The sequence below is a fragment of the Streptosporangium brasiliense genome, assembly GCF_030811595.1.
Classification (GTDB): Bacteria; Actinomycetota; Actinomycetes; order Streptosporangiales; family Streptosporangiaceae; genus Streptosporangium; species Streptosporangium brasiliense.
The window spans coordinates 1,254,199-1,270,438 of record NZ_JAUSRB010000001.1 but is presented as its reverse complement, the minus strand read 5'-3'; the positions used below and the strand labels follow the sequence as shown (position 1 = coordinate 1,270,438).

Below are 16,240 nucleotides of genomic sequence, written 5' to 3'. Positions count from 1 at the left end.
CCCTAGTCGCGTGTCGGCGTGGGAAGCCTACGCGTGTTTGCCCCCCGCTGTGGCCCCCCGCGGCCCCACACTTCGCCACCTTTCGCAGCGCCTGCCGTCGAGCACTCAGAGTGGCGATCGGCTACTTTGGGTAACGATGTTTCCGGGGCGGGCATACGGGGGGAACGCGTGAAGACCGACGAGGGCTACAGCCACGCGCTCGGCAACCGCCAGGTGCAGATGATCGCGATCGGCGGCGCGATCGGCGTCGGGCTGTTCCTCGGGGCCGGCGGACGGCTCCAGGCCGCCGGTCCGGCGCTGGTGCTGTCGTACGCGGCCGCCGGGCTCGCGGCCTTCTTCGTCATGCGGGCCCTCGGCGAGCTGGTCCTCTACAAGCCGACCTCGGGCTCATTCGTAGACTACGCCGCCGACTTCGTCGGACCGTGGGCGGCCTTCGCCAGCGGCTGGATGTACTGGATCAACTGGGCCTTCACCGGCATCGCCGAGCTGACCGCGATCTCCATCTACGTGCACCTGTGGGCCCCGCAGTTCCCCCGATGGCTCACCGCCCTCATCGCGCTGGCGTTCGTGCTGACCGTCAACCTGCTGTCGGTGCGCCTGTTCGGCGAGCTGGAGTTCTGGTTCGCGCTGCTCAAGGTCCTGGCGATCTGCGCGTTCCTGGTGACCGGGCTGGTGCTGGTGATCTTCGGGATGGGCCTGGGCGGCAGCACCGCGGGGGTGGGAAACCTCGCCGCCCACGGCGGCTTCGCCCCCAACGGGTTCCCGGTGGTGCTGATGAGCCTCCAGTCGGTGATCTTCGCCTACTCCTCGATCGAGCTGGTCGGCATCGCCGCGGGCGAGACGAAGAACGCCAGGGAGGTCCTGCCCAGGGCGATCAACGGCGTTATCTGGCGGATCATGATCTTCTACGTCGGCTCCGTCCTGCTGCTGGCGATGGTCCTGCCGTGGACCGCCTACGGCCCGGCCCAGTCCCCGTTCGTGACGGTCTTCGCCGCGCTCGGCGTCCCCTGGGCCGCCGACGCCATGAACCTGATCGTCATCACCGCGGCCCTGTCGTCGTGCAACTCCGGCCTCTACTCCACCGGCCGGATCCTGCGCGCCATGGCCGTCAAGGGCGAGGCCCCCGCCTTCGCCGGGCTGCTCAGCTCCCGCCAGGTCCCCTACGGCGGCATCCTCCTCACGGCCGCGGTGTTCGTCGCCGGGGTGGTCCTCTACTACTACGTCCCGGAGCGGGCCTTCAACATCGCCACCGCGATCGCCTCCCTGGGCGTGATCACCACCTGGGGCACCCTGGTCTTCTGCCAGATCCGGCTGCGCCGCGCCGCCGAGCGGGGCCTGCTCGAACGCCCCGCCTTCCGGATGCCGGGCGCGCCGTACACCGGCTGGTCCACCCTGGCCTTCCTCGCGCTGGTGGTGCTGCTCATGCCGTTCGCCGACGCCGACCAGCGCATCGCCTTCTTCTGCATCCCGCTGCTGGCCGCCGCCATCGCGACGGGCTGGCGGATCGTCGACTCACGCCGCGGCACCGAGATGCTCTTCGACTGACGGCGTCCGGGCGCACCGCGGTGCGGGCGTCCGGCGCCGCGCGGCCGCCGTCCGGCCCGCGGCGGGCACGGGGTCAGTCCTGACCGGCCGCCCTGCGCTCCTCGGCCAGGTGCAGCCCCGCCTCGATCACGGCGTTCATGATGGGCGCCAGCCGCGCCTCACCCAGGGTGGGGGCGCGGCGGGCCATCTCGGCGACCAGGCGGCGCTCGCGGTCCATGTCGCGGCCGGCGAAACCGCCGACGGGCTTGAGGCTCTGGATGACCCCGGCGAGCTCGGCGCGGCGTTCGAGCAGGACGGCCAGGGCCGCGTCGACACGGTCGACGGCGCCCCGGGCGGCCAGGACGGAGTCGGGGGTCTCGCGGCGGGTGAGCGCGCCGACGATCCGCACGGCCTCCTGGGCGGCGAGGACGGCCCGCTCGGCGGCGTCGGGGGCCAGGAGCAGGCCGTCGGCCCCGGCGGCGACCGCCGCGGCGGCCAGCGCGGGATCCCCGCCGAGGTCGGCCAGCACGGGGCGGCCGGACCTCTCCCGGGCGGCGCGCATCAGGGTCAGGTCGAGGGTCACCCCGGCCAGGTGCGTACGGCTGCCGCTCTCGCAGAGCACGACCCGGTCGTTGCCCTCGGCCACGCAGTAGTCGGCGATCGCCAGCCACTCCTCCAGGGTCGCGGCCGGGCCGCGCTGGACGAGCACGGGCAGGCCCAGCCGGGCGACCGCGCGGACGAGCTGGAAGTCCTGCATCCAGGCCGCGCCGACCACCACGCCGTCGGCGTCGGCGAGGATCTCCGGCAGGTCTCCCGCCGAGAACGGCTCCACCAGGATCGGCCCGGCCCACTCGGCGCGGACCGCCGCCACGGCCTCGGCCGCCGGCACCCGTCCGTGGTGGTCGCGCAGGCTGATCCAGCGGGCGTCCGCCCCCGGGCCGCCGACCACCACGGCCGGTCCGGCCCCCACCGTGAGCGTCCCCAGCTTCACGGCTCCGCGCTCCAGGTGTGCGGTCAACAACGACATCTCGGCTCCTCATGCTCAGCCGGCGCACATCCGCGAGCCGGCGAATCGTAAGAAACAAAAAAGGCAGAGAACGTGTCTCTGCCTCGTGCCGGCTCCGGGTGGTCGCTAGATCACACTGTCACGACCGGCCCTCCGGAGCCGGCTCGATAAACGCGAAATAGCAAGTCATGGGATCGACGATAGGCCATCTCCCCACCGGGCGCCACCTGTTGGACAGCGCGTCTCGAATCGTGGACACCCGGGTCTCGCGAGAGTCGATCACCCTTCCCGGCCTATGAGAGTATTCGGGGGTTTAGAAAGGGGTAGGTGCGGTTGATGGCCGAAGCACAGTCTTCTGAGGGACGTCGCATTGCCGCCCGCTACCACCTGCGCGAGCCCATCGGCCGGGGTGGCATGGGCATCGTCTGGCGGGCCCACGACGAGCTCCTCGACCGGGAGGTCGCGGTCAAGGAGGTCCGCTACGCCGACATGCTCGGCGAGGACAACCAGGAAGACTTCAACCGGCGCACCAAGCGCGAGGCGCGGGCCGCCGGCCGGCTGACGCACCCGAACGTGGTGGTCGTCCACGACGTGGTCGAGGAAGACGGACGCCCCTGGATCGTCATGCAGCTCGTGGAGTCCCGCTCGCTCGGCAAGGTCCTGCGCCAGGACGGGCCGCTGCGGCCCGAGCGGGTCGCCGAGATCGGGCTCCAGGTGCTGGAGGCGCTGCGCGCCGCGCACGCGCAGGGGGTGCTGCACCGGGACGTCAAGCCGGAGAACGTGCTGCTGGCCGACGACGGCCGGGTGGTGCTGACCGACTTCGGCATCGCGACGCTGGAGGCCGAGACCGCGCTGACCATGACCGGGATCGCGGGCACGCCCGCGTTCATCCCGCCGGAGCGGATCAAGGGGGCCAGCGCGCAGCGCGAGTCGGACCTGTGGTCCCTCGGGGCGACGCTGTACGCGGCCGTGGAGGGCAAGCCGCCGCACGAGCGGGGCGGGGCGCTGCCGACCATGCACGCCGTGCTGAACGACGAGCCGGAGCCCCCGGTCCGCGCCGGACGGCTGCTGACCACGGTGCTCGACGGGCTGCTGCGCAAGGACCCGGCCCAGCGCATGTCCTACGACGAGGCCGCGCGCCTGCTGCGCGAGGTGGCCGAGGGCGGCCGGCAGCGGACCCCCAAGCCCGCCGGTCCCGCCAAGACCGCCCTCATGCCGGCCGTGTCCACCTCGGCGACGGCCGAGACCGACCCCGGGATCAGATACGAGCCCGAGGGCTTCCCCGCGACCGGGGTGAAGCTGGAGCCCGCCGTACCGGCCCCCGCCAAGGACTCGCCGCCCGCCACACCGGCACCGCGCGGGCCCGCCGCGAAAGTGCGGCAGGAGCCCGCCCCCACGCCGGCCCCCGCACCAGTTCCCAAGCCCGCCTCCACACCGGCTCCCAGGCCCGTCTCCCGGCCGGCCCCCTCGACGAGACGCGAGCCCTTCCCTCCGGTACGGCCGGAACCCGCGCCCGAGCCGGTCCCCGCGCCCAGGCCCGAGCCGGTCGTGCCCGTCCCGCCGGCGCGGCAGGAGCCCGGCACCGGCCCCCGGCCCGCACCGGCCGCCACACCGATGGAGGGCTACCGCTCCACCTCGCCGACGGTCCTCTCGCGAGGCCCTCGGTCGCAGGTGAAACGGGGCCTGCTGGTGATCGTGCCCGCGGTCCTGGTCGTCGGCGCGGTCGCCGGCTGGCTGGGGATGCGCAGCCGCGAGTCGGACGCCCCGCCGACCTCGCACGCGAGCAGGCCGACCACGTCGGCGGGGACGGCCAAGGCGACCGCGGAGGCCACCCCCTCCGTCTCCGAGAGTCCCGCCCCCAGTCCCACCAAGACCGAGGAGAAGGACAAGGAGAAGGAGAAGTCGAAGCTCCCCGACGGCTGGCACATGCACAAGGACGGCAACGGCTTCTCCATCGGCCTGCCCAAGGGCTGGAAGGTGGACAAGCGGCCGGGCCAGCAGGTCTGGTTCCGCGGGTCCGACCGCAGGAGCTTCGTGTTCGTCGAATACGTCGACAAGGCCGGTCCCGACCCGAAGCAGGACTGGTACAACGGAGAGCGGGCCAGCCGGGGGAACTTCCCCGGCTACGAGCGGATCCGGATCGAGAAGGTCGACTACATGGAGAAGGCCGCCGACTGGGAGTTCACCTGGAACACGAGCTCGGGCAAGGCCCGGGTGCTCAACCGGGGGTTCGTGACCAAGGGCGGCCGGGGATACGCGATCTACTGGCACACCCCGGCCGAGGACTGGAAGAAGAACATGCACCTTTTCGAGGGATTCGCCCAGACCTTCTCGTCGAAAAAGTGAGACCCGCCCCGACCGGCTACGATTCGTGGGTTTGGGAGGGGCGAGGAGAATGACCGAACGGAAGGTGGCGGGCCGGTATCGCCTGCTCGAACCCATCGGCGAGGGCGGGATGGGCGTCGTCTGGCGTGCCCATGACGAGCTTCTCGACCGGGTCGTGGCGGTCAAGGAGGTCCGCTACCGCGGGGTCGACGAGGCCGCGCGCACGGACCTGAACCGGCGGACGATCCGGGAGGCCCGGACCGCCGGGCGGCTCGACCACCCGTCCGTGATCATCGTGCACGACGTGGTCGAGGAGGAGGGCCGGCCCTGGATCGTCATGCAGATGGTCCGGTCGCGCTCGCTGGGCGAGGTCGTCCGCGCGGAGGGGCCGCTGACGCCCGAGCGGGTGGCCTCGGTCGGGCTGCAGGTGCTGGGCGCCCTGCTGGCCGCCCACGCCGCCGGAGTGCTGCACCGGGACGTCAAGCCGGAGAACGTGCTGCTGGCCGACGACGGCCGGGTCGTGCTGACCGACTTCGGGATCGCCGCGATGACGCAGGAGACCGGGATCACCCGGACGGGCGCGATGGTCGGCACCCCCGCCTTCCTGCCCCCGGAACGGCTCCACGGGCTGGCGGCCACCCCCGAGTCGGACCTGTGGTCCCTCGGGGCGACGCTGTACGCGGCCCTGGAGGGGCGTCCGCCGTTCGAGCGGGCCACGGCCGCGGCGACGATGATGGCCGTCCTCCACGGCGAGCCCAGCCCCATGGCGCACAGCGGTCCCCTGGCCGTCGCCATCCTCGGCCTGATGGCCAAGGACCCCGCCACCCGGATGACCGCGGAGCAGGCCACGCCCCTGCTCACCCGCGCGGCCGCGGGCCCGGCCACCGGGCCCCGCGATCCGTCCGGCGGGGCGGCCGCGGCGTCCGCGCACGCCGACACGCCGTCCCCCTACCCCGGCCACCCCAGCCCGGCGCCCTCCTACCCCGGCCACCCCGGCCCGGCGCCCTCCTACCCCGGCCACCCCGGCCCCGTCCCCGCGCACGCCGACGCGGGGCCCCGTTCCGACCAGCCGTCCCGTCCGGCGCACCCCTTCCCTCCGGACGACCCCGCGCACCACGGCGGTCCTCCGTACGGCGCGCAGCACCCGCACGGAGGGCAGCCGCCGTATCCGGCGGGAGCGGCACCGGGCGGATGGCCGCCGCGGCACGCCGGGCAGCCGTCACGTCCGGGAGACCAGCCGCACCACCCCGGCGACCCGCTGCACCACTCGGGCGACCCGGCGTGGCCGTCCCACCGGAGCGGCTCCACGCCCGCGGAGCAGCCGCCCCACCGCGGCGAGCCCACCCTCGCCGGGCAGCCGCCCCATCCGGACGGCCGGGCCTGGCCGTCGCACCGCGACGCGCCCACCCACGCCGGGCACTCCTACCTCGACGATCCGGCGTATCCGGGGCGGTGGCCGCACGAGGAGCGGCCCGCCGCCCCGCCCGCCGCGGCGCGGCGGCGGGCGGGGCGGGTGGCGCTCGCCGCCGGGGTGCCCGCGCTCGCCGTCACGCTCGGGGTGGGGGGCTGGCTGGTGCTCCGGGGCCAGGACGGCACGGCGGCGCCCACGCCGACGGCCACGGCGGCGGTCACCACCGGGCCGACCACCCCGGCCGAGCCCTCCAAGACACCCCGTGCGACCCCCACCCCGTCCGGCCGCCCGTCCCAGGCGCTCCCGGCGGGCTGGCGGCTCCACCGCGACCCGCTGGGCTTCACCGTCGCGGTCCCCAGGGGCTGGGCCGTCAAGCGCTTCTCCGACCGTGACAGGGTCGAGTTCCGGCCTCCGGGGCGGAACGGCTTCCTGTGGATCGAGTCGACCGAGGACCCCGAGACGGATCCGGTCAAGCACTGGGAGAAGGTGGAGAAAGGCGGGCTGGCGAAGAACGTCTGGCCGGGCTACGAGCGGATCGGCATCACCGCGCTGAGATACCGCGGCCTGCCGGCCGCCGACTGGGAGTTCACCTACCTGAAGGACAAGGTCAGGATGCGCGTCCTGGACCGGGGCTTCCGCACGTCCACGGGCCGCCCGTACGCGATCTACTGGGAGGGCCCCGACGACGGCAGGTCGAACCGGATGTTCTTCGACAGGTTCACCGAGACCTTCCGGCCGTGACCGAGCGGGAGGCGGCGCGCTTCTGGCGCAGTCCGGGGCTGCCGGGGGTGGACCTGCTCAAGGCCAGATACGTCACCCACCGGTTCTCCCGGCACGTGCACGACGGCTACGCGATCGGGGTGATCCTGTCCGGGGTCGAGGAGTTCGACTACCGGGGCGCCCGGCACCGCGCGGGTGCGGGGAACCTGGTCCTGGTCAACCCCGAGCACGTGCACACCGGCCAGGCGGGCGAGCCCGGCGGCTGGGCCTACCGGATGCTCTACCCGTCGATCGAGGTCATGGCGGACATCGCCGCGGAGCTGGCGGCCGGGCGCGGCACGCCGCACTTCCCCGAGCCCGTCGTCTCCCACCCGCACGCCACCGCGCTGCTGCGGGCCGCGCACGACGCCGCCGAGCACGGCGACGGCCTGGCCTCCTCCACGCTCGCCCGCACGGCCTTCGGCGCCCTGCTCAGGCAGCACGCCGCCCACCGCACGGCGGACGCGCGGCCCGCCAGGGAGGACCGGGCCGTACGGCGGGCGCGGGAGATCCTGCACGAGCGGCTCGTCGACCCGCCCACGCTGGAGGACCTGGCGCGGGCCGTACAGGCGAAGCCCTTCGCTCTGATCCGGGCCTTCAAGTCGGTCACGGGCCTGCCCCCGCACGCCTATCTCAACACGCTCCGGGTCCGGCGGGCCCGGGGGCTGCTCGACTCCGGCACATCGGCCGCGCAGGTCGCCACCGACGTGGGTTTCACCGATCAGGCCCACCTGACCAGGCACTTCAAGCGGATCGTAGGGGTGCCACCCGGGGCGTACCAGCGCGCAGGAACGTACAAGACGGCACCAGAAAACCGGACATAACCTCGTTCGCATGGATACAACCACTCGTTCCTCAGCGGTCAGGGACGGACTGGGCGTGGGGATCGCCGTGGGGCTGTCCGGACTGGCGTTCGGCGCCGCCGCGGTCACCGCCGGGCTGAACGTCGCACAGGCGTGCGTGCTGAGCCTGTTCGCCTTCACCGGGGCCTCGCAGTTCGCCCTGGCCGGGGTCATCGCCGGCGGCGGCGGCCTGGTGGCGGGCACGGCGGGCGCGCTGCTGCTGGGAGCCCGGAACGGCCTGTACGGCCTGCGCATGTCCGACCTGCTCGCGGTCCGGGGCTGGCTCAGGCTCCCGATGGCCCACGGCGTGATCGACGAGACGACCGCGGTGGCACTGGCCCAGCCCGACGAGCGGTCCGCCCGGACCGGTTTCCTCGTCACGTTCGTCAGCCTCTACCTGACGTGGAACGTCACCACCCTGCTCGGCGCGGCGGGCGCCTCCCAGGTGACCGACCCGGCGGTGTTCGGCCTGGACGCGGTGGGCCCGGCGACGTTCGTGGCCATCCTGTGGCCCCGGCTCACCGGCAGCGGCCCGGAGACCCGTGCGCTGCGGCTGATCGCCGGCGGCGGTGCGGCCATCGCGCTGGCCACGACGCCGTTCACCCCGCCGGGCGTGCCCGTGCTGATCGCGGCGGTCGCCGTGCTCGCCGTGATCCTGAGGAGGCCGAAGTGACCGTCTGGTGGGCAATCGTGATCACCTGCGCGGGCTGCTACGCGCTGAAGCTCGCCGGGCTGTCGGCTCCGCGCCAGGTGCTCGACCATCCGACCGTGCAGCGTTTCGCGGCGCTGGTCCCGGTGGCGCTGCTGGCCGCGCTGATCGCGGTGCAGACCTTCACGCATGGGCAGCAACTGCACTTCGACCTGCCCCGCACCGCCGGGCTGGGGGCGGCCGTCGTGGCGCTGCTGCTGCGCGCGCCCTTCCTGGTGGTGCTCGCGACGGCGGCCGTCGTCACGGCCGCGCTGCGTCATCTCCTGAGCTGATCTCCGCGGGGACCGTCTGACATGACGGCAGATCCGTGGTCGATTGTGGATCACTGGGGGTATCTGCGTAAAGCGTCCGGAATGTCAGAGCAAATCCTGGGTACTCGGCAGCTCATGACCGACTCTCAGGGGATCATCGGCGCTCGGTACCGGCTGCTGGAACACATCGGCCGAGGAGGGATGGGCACGGTCTGGCGGGCACGGGACGAGGTGCTCGGCAGGGACGTGGCGGTCAAGGAGGTCATCCCCTCTCCCGACCTGACCGGTCCCGAACGCGAGGTCTTCACCGTACGGACGCTCAGGGAGGCCCGCGCCGCCGGGCGGATCGGCCATCCGGGCGTCGCGACGGTCTACGACGTGATCGAGGAGCACGGGCGCCCGTGGATCGTGATGCAGCTCGTGGACTCCCGGACGCTCGGGGCCGTGGTCCGGGAGGACGGGCCGCTGCCGCCGGCGCGGACGGCGCAGATCGGGCTGGAGGTGCTCGGCGCGCTGCTCGCCGCGCACCAGGCGGGTGTGCTGCACCGGGACGTCAAGCCGGACAACGTGCTGCTGTCGAAGGACGGGCGGGCGGTGTTGACCGACTTCGGCATCGCGGTGCTCGAAGGCGACTCGTCGGTGACCAGGACCGGCGCCCTCATCGGCACCCCGGCGTTCATCGCGCCGGAGCGGGCGAGCGGGGGCCCGGCGGAGTTCGCCTCCGACCTGTGGTCGCTGGGCGTGACGCTCTACATGGCGGTCGAGGGACGGTCCCCCTTCGAGCGCGCCCACCCGCTGGCGACGCTCAGCGCGGTCATGCACGAGGAGCCGGCCCCGCTGAGGTTCGCCGGGTCGCTGGGGCCGGTGATCTCCGGTCTGCTCCGCAAGGACCCGGCGCAGCGCATGTCCGCTCAGGAGGTGCAGGTCCACCTGCGGGCGATCGTGAACGGGACCGAGCCGCAGCCCACCATGCCGATCGTGCTCCCGGCCCCGGCCCCGGCCCCGGCCTCGGCCCCGGCGCCCGCTCCGGCCGCGGCGCCGGTCGGGGCGCCCGCGCCGGAGCCCGACCCCCTGGTGGCCGCCGGGAGGCGACGGCGGCGGCCGGCCGTCGCGGCCCTGGCGGCGACGGCGGTCGCGGCCGTCCTGACCTCGGGCGGGGCCGCCTGGGTGGCCCTGAACTCCGCCCCCACGCAGCCGGTGAAGGGGCCCACCACCGCGAGCGTCCCCGCCGAGAAGGACACCCCGGACAAGAACACCGAGCAGGCGAGGCTGCCCACGGAGAGGAAGCCCTCCCCGGCCAGGACGGGCAGCGGCCGCCAGCAGCCCTCCGCCCGTCCCACGACTCCGGAGCAGCCCCGGCACAGCAGCCCCTCCCCGTCGGACGGGCCGACGGGGGACAGGCCCGAGGACGGCTCCGGGAAGGGTTCCAAGGACGACTCCGGCAAGGACTCCGGCAAGGGTTCCAAGGACGACACGGGCAAGGACTCCGAGCAGGACTCCGGCAAGAAGCCCGGCAAGGACTCCCAGGACGCCCCCGACGACGGCTCCGGCCAGGAGCAGGGGCAGGGGCCCGACGACGGCGCGGGCGAGAGCTCCGGCGGCACCTCCGGAGACGACGCCACCCAGGACCGGAGCCAGGAGGGGACCGAGCAGGTCGCCTTCGGGGGCGGGACGGACGCCCCCGGCAAGGTCAGCGGCAAGGCCGCCGCGAAGCACGGCGAGGACAAGTAGCCGCCACCACGGCGGAGAGCACCACAGCAGGCACCACCACGGCAGGCACCACAGCGGACAGCACCACGGCAGGCGCCACCACGGCGGACAGCACCAGGGCGGGCGGCGTTACGACTCGCTGCCGACGACCTTCAGCGCGTGGGCCAGGTCGTCCGGGTAGTCGGTGGTGAAGGAGACCCACTCACCCGTCGCGGGATGCTCGAAGGCCAGCGAGACCGCGTGCAGCCACTGCCGGGTCACGCCCAGACGCGCGGCCAGCGTGGGGTCCGCGCCGTACATCATGTCACCGACGCACGGGTGACGCAGCGCCGACATGTGGACCCGGATCTGGTGGGTCCGGCCGGTCTCCAGCTTGATGTCCAGCAGTGACGCCGCCCGGAACGCCTCGATCGTGTCGTAGTGGGTGACCGACTCCTTGCCCCCGGCCACGACCGCGAAGCGGCCGTCCCCGGAGGGATGGCGGTCGATCGGCGCGTCGACGGTGCCGCGCAGCGGGTCGGGATGCCCCTGGACCAGCGCGTGGTAGCGCTTGTCGACCGTGCGCTCCTTGAAGGCCCGCTTCAGGTTCGAGTAGGCGTGCTCGCTCTTGGCCACGACCATGGCGCCGGTGGTGTTGGCGTCCAGGCGGTGCACGATCCCCTGCCGCTCGGCGGCGCCGCTGGTCGCCACCCGGTGCCCGGTGCCGAGCAGGCCGCCGATCACGGTCGGCCCGGTCCAGCCGGTGGTCGGGTGGGCGGCCACGCCGATGGGCTTGTTGACGACCACGATGTCGTCGTCCTCATAAATGATCTTCATGCCGGGGACCGGCTCCGCGACCGGCATCGGCGCGGTGGGCGGCGGCGGCAGGGTGACCTCCAGCCACGCGCCCCCGTGGACCCGGTCGGACTTGGCCGCCGGCGAGCCGTCCACCAGCACGTCGCCGGAGACGATCAGCTCGGCCGCGCGGGTCCGGGAGAACCCGAACAGCCGGGACAGGGCGGCGTCGAGGCGCTCGCCCTCCAGCCCGTCGGGGACGGGGAGACTCCGCTGCTCAGCCATCGTTCTTCTGCTCCCCCGTGTCGCGTGTGCCGTCGATCTGGTAACCCCGCCAGGCGAGGAAGACGGCCAGGATGCCGCCGCAGACGATCGCCGAATCCGCCACGTTCCAGACCGGGAAGTGGCCGGGGAAGGTCTCGATGAAGTCGACGACGTGCCCCTGGAACGGCGAGGGCCGCCCGAAGCCCGAGGGCCAGCGCAGGAGCCGGTCGGTCAGGTTGCCGAGCGCCCCGCCGAGCATCAGCCCCAGCGTGACGGCCCACGGCAGGCTGCGCAGGTTGCGGGCGGTGCGCAGGATGGCGATCACCACACCGGCCGCGACGAACGTGAAGACGATCGTCATGCCCGTGCCGATGCTGAACGCCGCCCCGGAGTTGAAGATCACTCGGAACTGGAGCAGCCCGGGGACGACGACGAACGGCTCCTTGCCCTCAAGGGTCCTCAGCACGACCGTCTTGGTGATCAGGTCGAGGAGGTAGACGATCGGTACGATCGTCGCCAGGACGGCGATCCGCCGCGCTCCGGCCGGGGCGGCCGCGACCGCCCCGGCGACGCTGCCGTCCGTCAGCGGCGCTCCTCCCGCTGCTTGCAGGCCACGCACAGCGTCGCCCTCGGGAACGCCTGAAGGCGCTCCTTGCCGATCGGCTTGTGGCACGATTCGCACACTCCGTAGGTTCCCGCGTCGATCCGGGCGATCGCTCGCTCGTTCTGCGCGACCAGGTCGCGCGAATTCAGGGTAAGGGCGATCTCGCGTTCCCGTTCATACGTGCGGGCCCCGGCGTCCGCCTGGTCGTCTCCGGCACCGTCCGTCACATCGCTCGACGCGATCTCGGTCTCGGCCTTGGCGATCTCCTGGTTCAGCTCCTCGATCTCCGTGGCCAGCCGCTCGCGGACCTCCGCGAGCTCCTTGGCCGACCAGGTGACGACGGTACTGTCCTCTGACGGCGCTACCGCGCTCTCGTCTGCGCGTACGGTCGCGGCCATGTCGGCCTCCTTGCTCGATCGGACCGTATCCAATGTGGTAAACGGTGCGGGCAGCTTAGGTCTCCCATAACAGAACGGCAAACGACCCGCCGTGATGTTTACCACTCCCGTAACATCCGGCTCCCTCCTCGCGATTCCCGTGCTCCGCCGATCGCCGGTAGTGCCGATATCGGGAAGCTTCGAGCAGGCCCGTGCGTTATCGTTTGAGTTCGCAAGGCGTTGATGGGGACAACTACCTCCGTGCCCCTCGCACGAGCGACCCGGGGACGGTGTGAGCCCGGGGCGAGACCCGGAGGGAAAATCACCCCGGAGCCGCCGGAAGAACGGCCTTCACGGCCCAGTAGACCCGGCAGCGGACCAAAGGAAGAGGGCCTTCCCCTGTGAAGGTCAAGGAGGGTGGTACCGCGGGGCCCGAGAGGTCTCGTCCCTCCACGCCACTGCCAGCACCAGCGTGGAGGTCCCGCCCGTCATGTCCGCCTATTTCCGCTCTCTTCCCGCGCAGGTCGACCTGCCCGCGCTCGAACATGAGGTGCTCGACCGCTGGCGGGACGGAAAGGTCTTCGAGCGTTCGGTCGAGCAGAACGCCGACGGCCCCAGCTGGGTCTTCTACGAGGGCCCGCCCACCGCCAACGGCATGCCCGGCGTGCACCACGTCGAGGCCCGGGTGTTCAAGGACGTCTTCCCCCGCTACAAGTCGATGCAGGGCTACAGCGTGCCCCGCAAGGCGGGCTGGGACTGCCACGGCCTGCCCGTCGAGGTCGCCGTCGAGAAGGAACTCGGCCTCAGCGGCAAGAAGGACATCGAGGCGTACGGCGTCGCCGAGTTCAACGCCCGCTGCCGCGAGTCGGTGCTGCGGCACGTGGACGCCTTCGAAGAGATGACCGAGCGGATGGGCTACTGGATCGACCTGTCCCAGGCCTACCGCACGATGGACCCGGCCTACGTGGAGTCCGTCTGGTGGTCGCTCAAGGTCATCTTCGACAAGGACCTGCTGTTCCGCGACTTCCGGATCACCCCCTACTGTCCCCGCTGCGGCACCGGCCTGTCCGACCACGAGCTGGGCCAGCCGGGCGGCTACGAGACCGTCTCCAGCCCGTCCGTCTACGTCCGCATGCCCGTCACCTCGGGCCCGCTGGCCGAGCTCGGCGCCTCGCTGCTGATCTGGACCACCACGCCGTGGACGCTGGTCTCCAACACCGCGGTGGCCGTGCACCCCGACGTGACCTACGTCGCGGCGCGCCCCGCCGGGTCCGACGAGGTGCTGGTGGTGGCCGAGCAGCTGCTGACCTCCGCGCTGGGCGAGGGCGCGCAGGTGCTGGCCACCTTCCAGGGCGCGGAGCTGGAGCACACCACCTACTCCCGCCCCTTCGAGCTGGTCGACATCCCCGGCGCCCACTACGTGGTGCTCGGCTACTACGTCACCACCGAGGACGGCACCGGCCTGGTCCACCAGGCCCCCGCCTTCGGCGCCGACGACATGACGACCTGCAAGCGGTACGGCCTGCCGATCGTCAACCCGATCGGCCCCGACGGGCGCTTCCTCGACAGCGTCCCCCAGGTCGGCGGGCAGTTCTTCAAGGAGGCCGACGAGGGCCTGACCGAGGACCTCAGGGCACGCGGCCTGCTCTACCGCGGCAGCCACTTCGAGCACAGCTACCCGCACTGCTGGCGCTGCCACACCGCGCTGCTCTACTACGCGCTCCCCGCCTGGTACATCCGGACCACGGCCGTCAAGGAACAGCTCCTCGCCGAGAACGAGAAGACCAACTGGTACCCCGAGACGATCAAGTGGGGCCGCTTCGGCGAGTGGCTGCGCAACAACGTCGACTGGTCGCTGTCCCGCTCGCGTTACTGGGGCACGCCCCTGCCGCTGTGGGTCTGCACCGCCGACGAGTCGCACATCACCTGCGTCGGCTCGATGGAGGAGCTGAGCCGGCTGTCGGGCCAGGACGTCTCCGCGCTCGATCCGCACCGTCCCTACGTCGACGACGTCACGCTGCCCTGTCCGACCTGCGGGGCCGAGGCGCGCCGGGTGCCGGACGTGATCGACGCCTGGTACGACTCGGGGTCGATGCCGTTCGCCCAGTGGGGCGCGCCGTACCAGAACGCGGACATGCTGGAGAAGGCCTACCCGGCGCAGTTCATCTGCGAGGCCACCGACCAGACGCGCGGCTGGTTCTACTCGCTGATGGCGGTCGGCACGCTGGTCTTCGGCAGGACCTCCTACGAGAACGTGCTCTGCCTCGGCCTGATCCTCGCCGAGGACGGCCGCAAGATGAGCAAGCACCTGGGCAACGTGCTGCAGCCCATCCCGCTGATGGACCAGCACGGCGCCGACGCGCTGCGCTGGTACATGGCCTGCTCCGGTTCGCCGTGGGCGGCCCGCCGGGTCGGGCACGGCGCCCTGGAGGAGATCGTCCGAAAGGTCCTGCTGACCTACTGGAACACCGCGTCGTTCTTCACGCTCTACGCCAACGCCGAGTCGTGGTCGCCCGCCAAGCTCTCCGAGGCCCCCCCGTACGCCGAGCGCCCGCTGATCGACCGCTGGGCGCTGGCCGAGCTGCACCGGACGGTGGCCGAGGTCACCTCGTCGCTGGACGACTTCGACACCGCCCGGGTCGGGCGGCGGCTGGCGGAGTTCCTCGACGACCTGTCCAACTGGTACGTGCGGCGCTCCCGCCGCCGGTTCTGGTCCGGCGAGGCCTCGGCGTTCGCCACGCTGTACGAGTGCCTGGAGACCGTCACCCGGCTGATGTCGCCGGTGGTGCCCTTCATCACCGACTACGTCTGGGACGTGCTGCGCGAGGCCGGCGGCCCCACCTCGGTCCACCTGGCCGCCTGGCCCACGGTGACCGAGGAGCTGCTGGACCCCGCGCTGTCGGAGCAGATGGCGCTGGTCCGCCGCCTGGTGGAGCTGGGCCGCTCGGCCCGCGCCTCCAGCGGGGTCAAGACCCGCCAGCCGCTCGGCCGCGCCCTGGTCGGCGCCCGCGGCTGGGGCGCGCTCTCCCCCGAGCTGCGCGAGCTGATCGCCGACGAGCTCAACGTGCAGGGGCTGGAGGACCTGTCGGGCATCGAGGCCGACCTGGTCTCCTTCACCGTCAAGCCCAACTTCAGGGCGCTGGGCAAGCGGTTCGGCTCGCAGACCAAGCTGGTCGCCGCCGCCGTCGCGGCCGCCGACCCCGGCGAGCTCGCACGGGCCCTCCGCTCGGGCTCGGCGGTCTCGGTGGAGGCCGGCGAGCTGGGCACGGTGGAGCTGAGCGGCGAGGAGGTGATCGTCACCGAGCAGCCGAAGACCGGCTGGGCGGTGGAGACCGGGGCCGTCGACACCGGCACCGGCGAGACGGTCGCCCTCGACCTGACCATCACCGACGAGCTGCGCCGCTCCGGCCTGGTCCGTGACGTCGTCCGCCTGCTCCAGGAGGCCCGCAAGTCGACCGGCCTGTCCATCTCCGACCGGATCGACGTGTGGTGGTCCACCGCCGACGCCGACCTGGCCGAGGCCCTGCGCCTCCAGGGCGGCACCGTGGCCGGCGAGGTCCTCGCCGTCACCCTCACCGAGGGCGCCGACAACGACCTGCCCACCCACCACGACGCCGACCTCGGCCTGACCTTCCAGCTCCGCCGGACCGTCTGACCGACCTGTCCCGGAGGCGGCCCGCCGGC

Annotated in this window: 12 protein-coding genes and 1 pseudogene; 8 read left to right on the top strand and 5 right to left on the bottom strand. The window is 72.7% G+C overall.

Annotated elements, in window-relative coordinates:
• Positions 1–168 precede the first annotated feature (168 nt).
• Complete coding sequence (locus J2S55_RS05640; protein WP_306857789.1) at positions 169–1,545, top strand: amino acid permease; 1,377 nt, start codon at positions 169–171, stop codon at positions 1,543–1,545.
• A 73-nt stretch (positions 1,546–1,618) separates the two neighbouring features.
• Here J2S55_RS05640 and J2S55_RS05635 read toward each other — a convergent pair whose 3' ends face one another.
• The gene (locus J2S55_RS05635) at positions 1,619–1,927 is read right to left on the bottom strand and encodes a chorismate mutase (protein ID WP_306858564.1); all 309 of its coding nucleotides are present in this window, start codon (positions 1,925–1,927) and stop codon (positions 1,619–1,621) included.
• 171 nt (positions 1,928–2,098) lie between these two features.
• Positions 2,099–2,551, bottom strand: a pseudogene (locus J2S55_RS05630) (hypothetical protein); the annotation flags it as partial.
• A 315-nt stretch (positions 2,552–2,866) separates the two neighbouring features.
• On the opposite strand from J2S55_RS05630, the gene J2S55_RS05625 reads away from it, so the two are divergent.
• The 6 genes from J2S55_RS05625 to J2S55_RS05600 all read left to right on the top strand — a co-directional run bounded on the left by J2S55_RS05625 (position 2,867) and on the right by J2S55_RS05600 (position 10,558).
• Complete coding sequence (locus tag J2S55_RS05625) at positions 2,867–4,876, top strand: serine/threonine-protein kinase (protein ID WP_306857788.1); 2,010 nt, start codon at positions 2,867–2,869, stop codon at positions 4,874–4,876.
• Between the two features lie 49 nt (positions 4,877–4,925).
• On the top strand, positions 4,926–7,007 hold the full coding sequence (locus J2S55_RS05620; protein WP_306857787.1) for a serine/threonine-protein kinase: 2,082 nt from the start codon (positions 4,926–4,928) through the stop codon (positions 7,005–7,007).
• Entirely contained in the window at positions 7,004–7,849 is an 846-nt protein-coding gene (locus tag J2S55_RS05615) for an AraC family transcriptional regulator (protein ID WP_306857786.1), read from the top strand. The genes J2S55_RS05620 and J2S55_RS05615 overlap by 4 nt, the downstream gene beginning before the upstream one ends.
• A gap of 10 nt (positions 7,850–7,859) precedes the next feature.
• A complete protein-coding gene (locus J2S55_RS05610) occupies positions 7,860–8,540 on the top strand; it encodes an AzlC family ABC transporter permease (protein ID WP_306857784.1) in 681 nt (226 codons plus the stop codon).
• On the top strand, positions 8,537–8,848 hold the full coding sequence (locus J2S55_RS05605; RefSeq protein ID WP_306857783.1) for an AzlD domain-containing protein: 312 nt from the start codon (positions 8,537–8,539) through the stop codon (positions 8,846–8,848). Before J2S55_RS05610 ends, J2S55_RS05605 begins: the two co-directional genes overlap by 4 nt.
• A gap of 114 nt (positions 8,849–8,962) precedes the next feature.
• Positions 8,963–10,558, top strand: a complete 1,596-nt coding sequence (locus J2S55_RS05600) for a serine/threonine-protein kinase (RefSeq protein ID WP_306857782.1) — start codon at positions 8,963–8,965, stop codon at positions 10,556–10,558.
• A gap of 108 nt (positions 10,559–10,666) precedes the next feature.
• Here the strand turns inward: J2S55_RS05600 and J2S55_RS05595 are convergent, their stop codons facing one another.
• Genes J2S55_RS05595 through J2S55_RS05585 form a run of 3 tightly spaced genes read right to left on the bottom strand, consistent with a single transcriptional unit; the run spans position 10,667 to position 12,577 of the window.
• Positions 10,667–11,596 (bottom strand): RluA family pseudouridine synthase, encoded by a 930-nt coding sequence (locus J2S55_RS05595; RefSeq protein WP_306857781.1) that lies wholly within the window; start codon positions 11,594–11,596, stop codon positions 10,667–10,669.
• A complete protein-coding gene (locus J2S55_RS05590; RefSeq protein WP_306857780.1) occupies positions 11,589–12,194 on the bottom strand; it encodes a signal peptidase II in 606 nt (201 codons plus the stop codon). The genes J2S55_RS05595 and J2S55_RS05590 overlap by 8 nt, the downstream gene beginning before the upstream one ends.
• Positions 12,158–12,577, bottom strand: coding sequence for a TraR/DksA family transcriptional regulator (locus J2S55_RS05585; protein ID WP_306857779.1), 420 nt, complete (start codon positions 12,575–12,577; stop codon positions 12,158–12,160). The genes J2S55_RS05590 and J2S55_RS05585 overlap by 37 nt, the downstream gene beginning before the upstream one ends.
• A gap of 469 nt (positions 12,578–13,046) precedes the next feature.
• Here J2S55_RS05585 and ileS point away from each other — a divergent pair, with 469 nt between their 5' ends.
• Entirely contained in the window at positions 13,047–16,211 is a 3,165-nt protein-coding gene (ileS, locus tag J2S55_RS05580) for an isoleucine--tRNA ligase (RefSeq protein ID WP_306857777.1), read from the top strand.
• The last annotated feature ends 29 nt before the right edge of the window (positions 16,212–16,240 follow it).

Excerpts from the sequence above, each read along its gene's own strand:
- J2S55_RS05625 (WP_306857788.1), top strand. The coding sequence starts at position 2,867 with ATGGCCGAAGCACAGTCTTCTGAGGGACGTCGCATTGCCGCCCGCTAC.
- J2S55_RS05620 (WP_306857787.1), top strand. The coding sequence starts at position 4,926 with ATGACCGAACGGAAGGTGGCGGGCCGGTATCGCCTGCTCGAACCCATC.
- J2S55_RS05610 (WP_306857784.1), top strand. The coding sequence starts at position 7,860 with ATGGATACAACCACTCGTTCCTCAGCGGTCAGGGACGGACTGGGCGTG.
- J2S55_RS05600 (WP_306857782.1), top strand. The coding sequence starts at position 8,963 with ATGACCGACTCTCAGGGGATCATCGGCGCTCGGTACCGGCTGCTGGAA.
- J2S55_RS05595 (WP_306857781.1), bottom strand. The coding sequence starts at position 11,596 with ATGGCTGAGCAGCGGAGTCTCCCCGTCCCCGACGGGCTGGAGGGCGAG.
- J2S55_RS05585 (WP_306857779.1), bottom strand. The coding sequence starts at position 12,577 with ATGGCCGCGACCGTACGCGCAGACGAGAGCGCGGTAGCGCCGTCAGAG.
- ileS (WP_306857777.1), top strand. The coding sequence starts at position 13,047 with ATGTCCGCCTATTTCCGCTCTCTTCCCGCGCAGGTCGACCTGCCCGCG.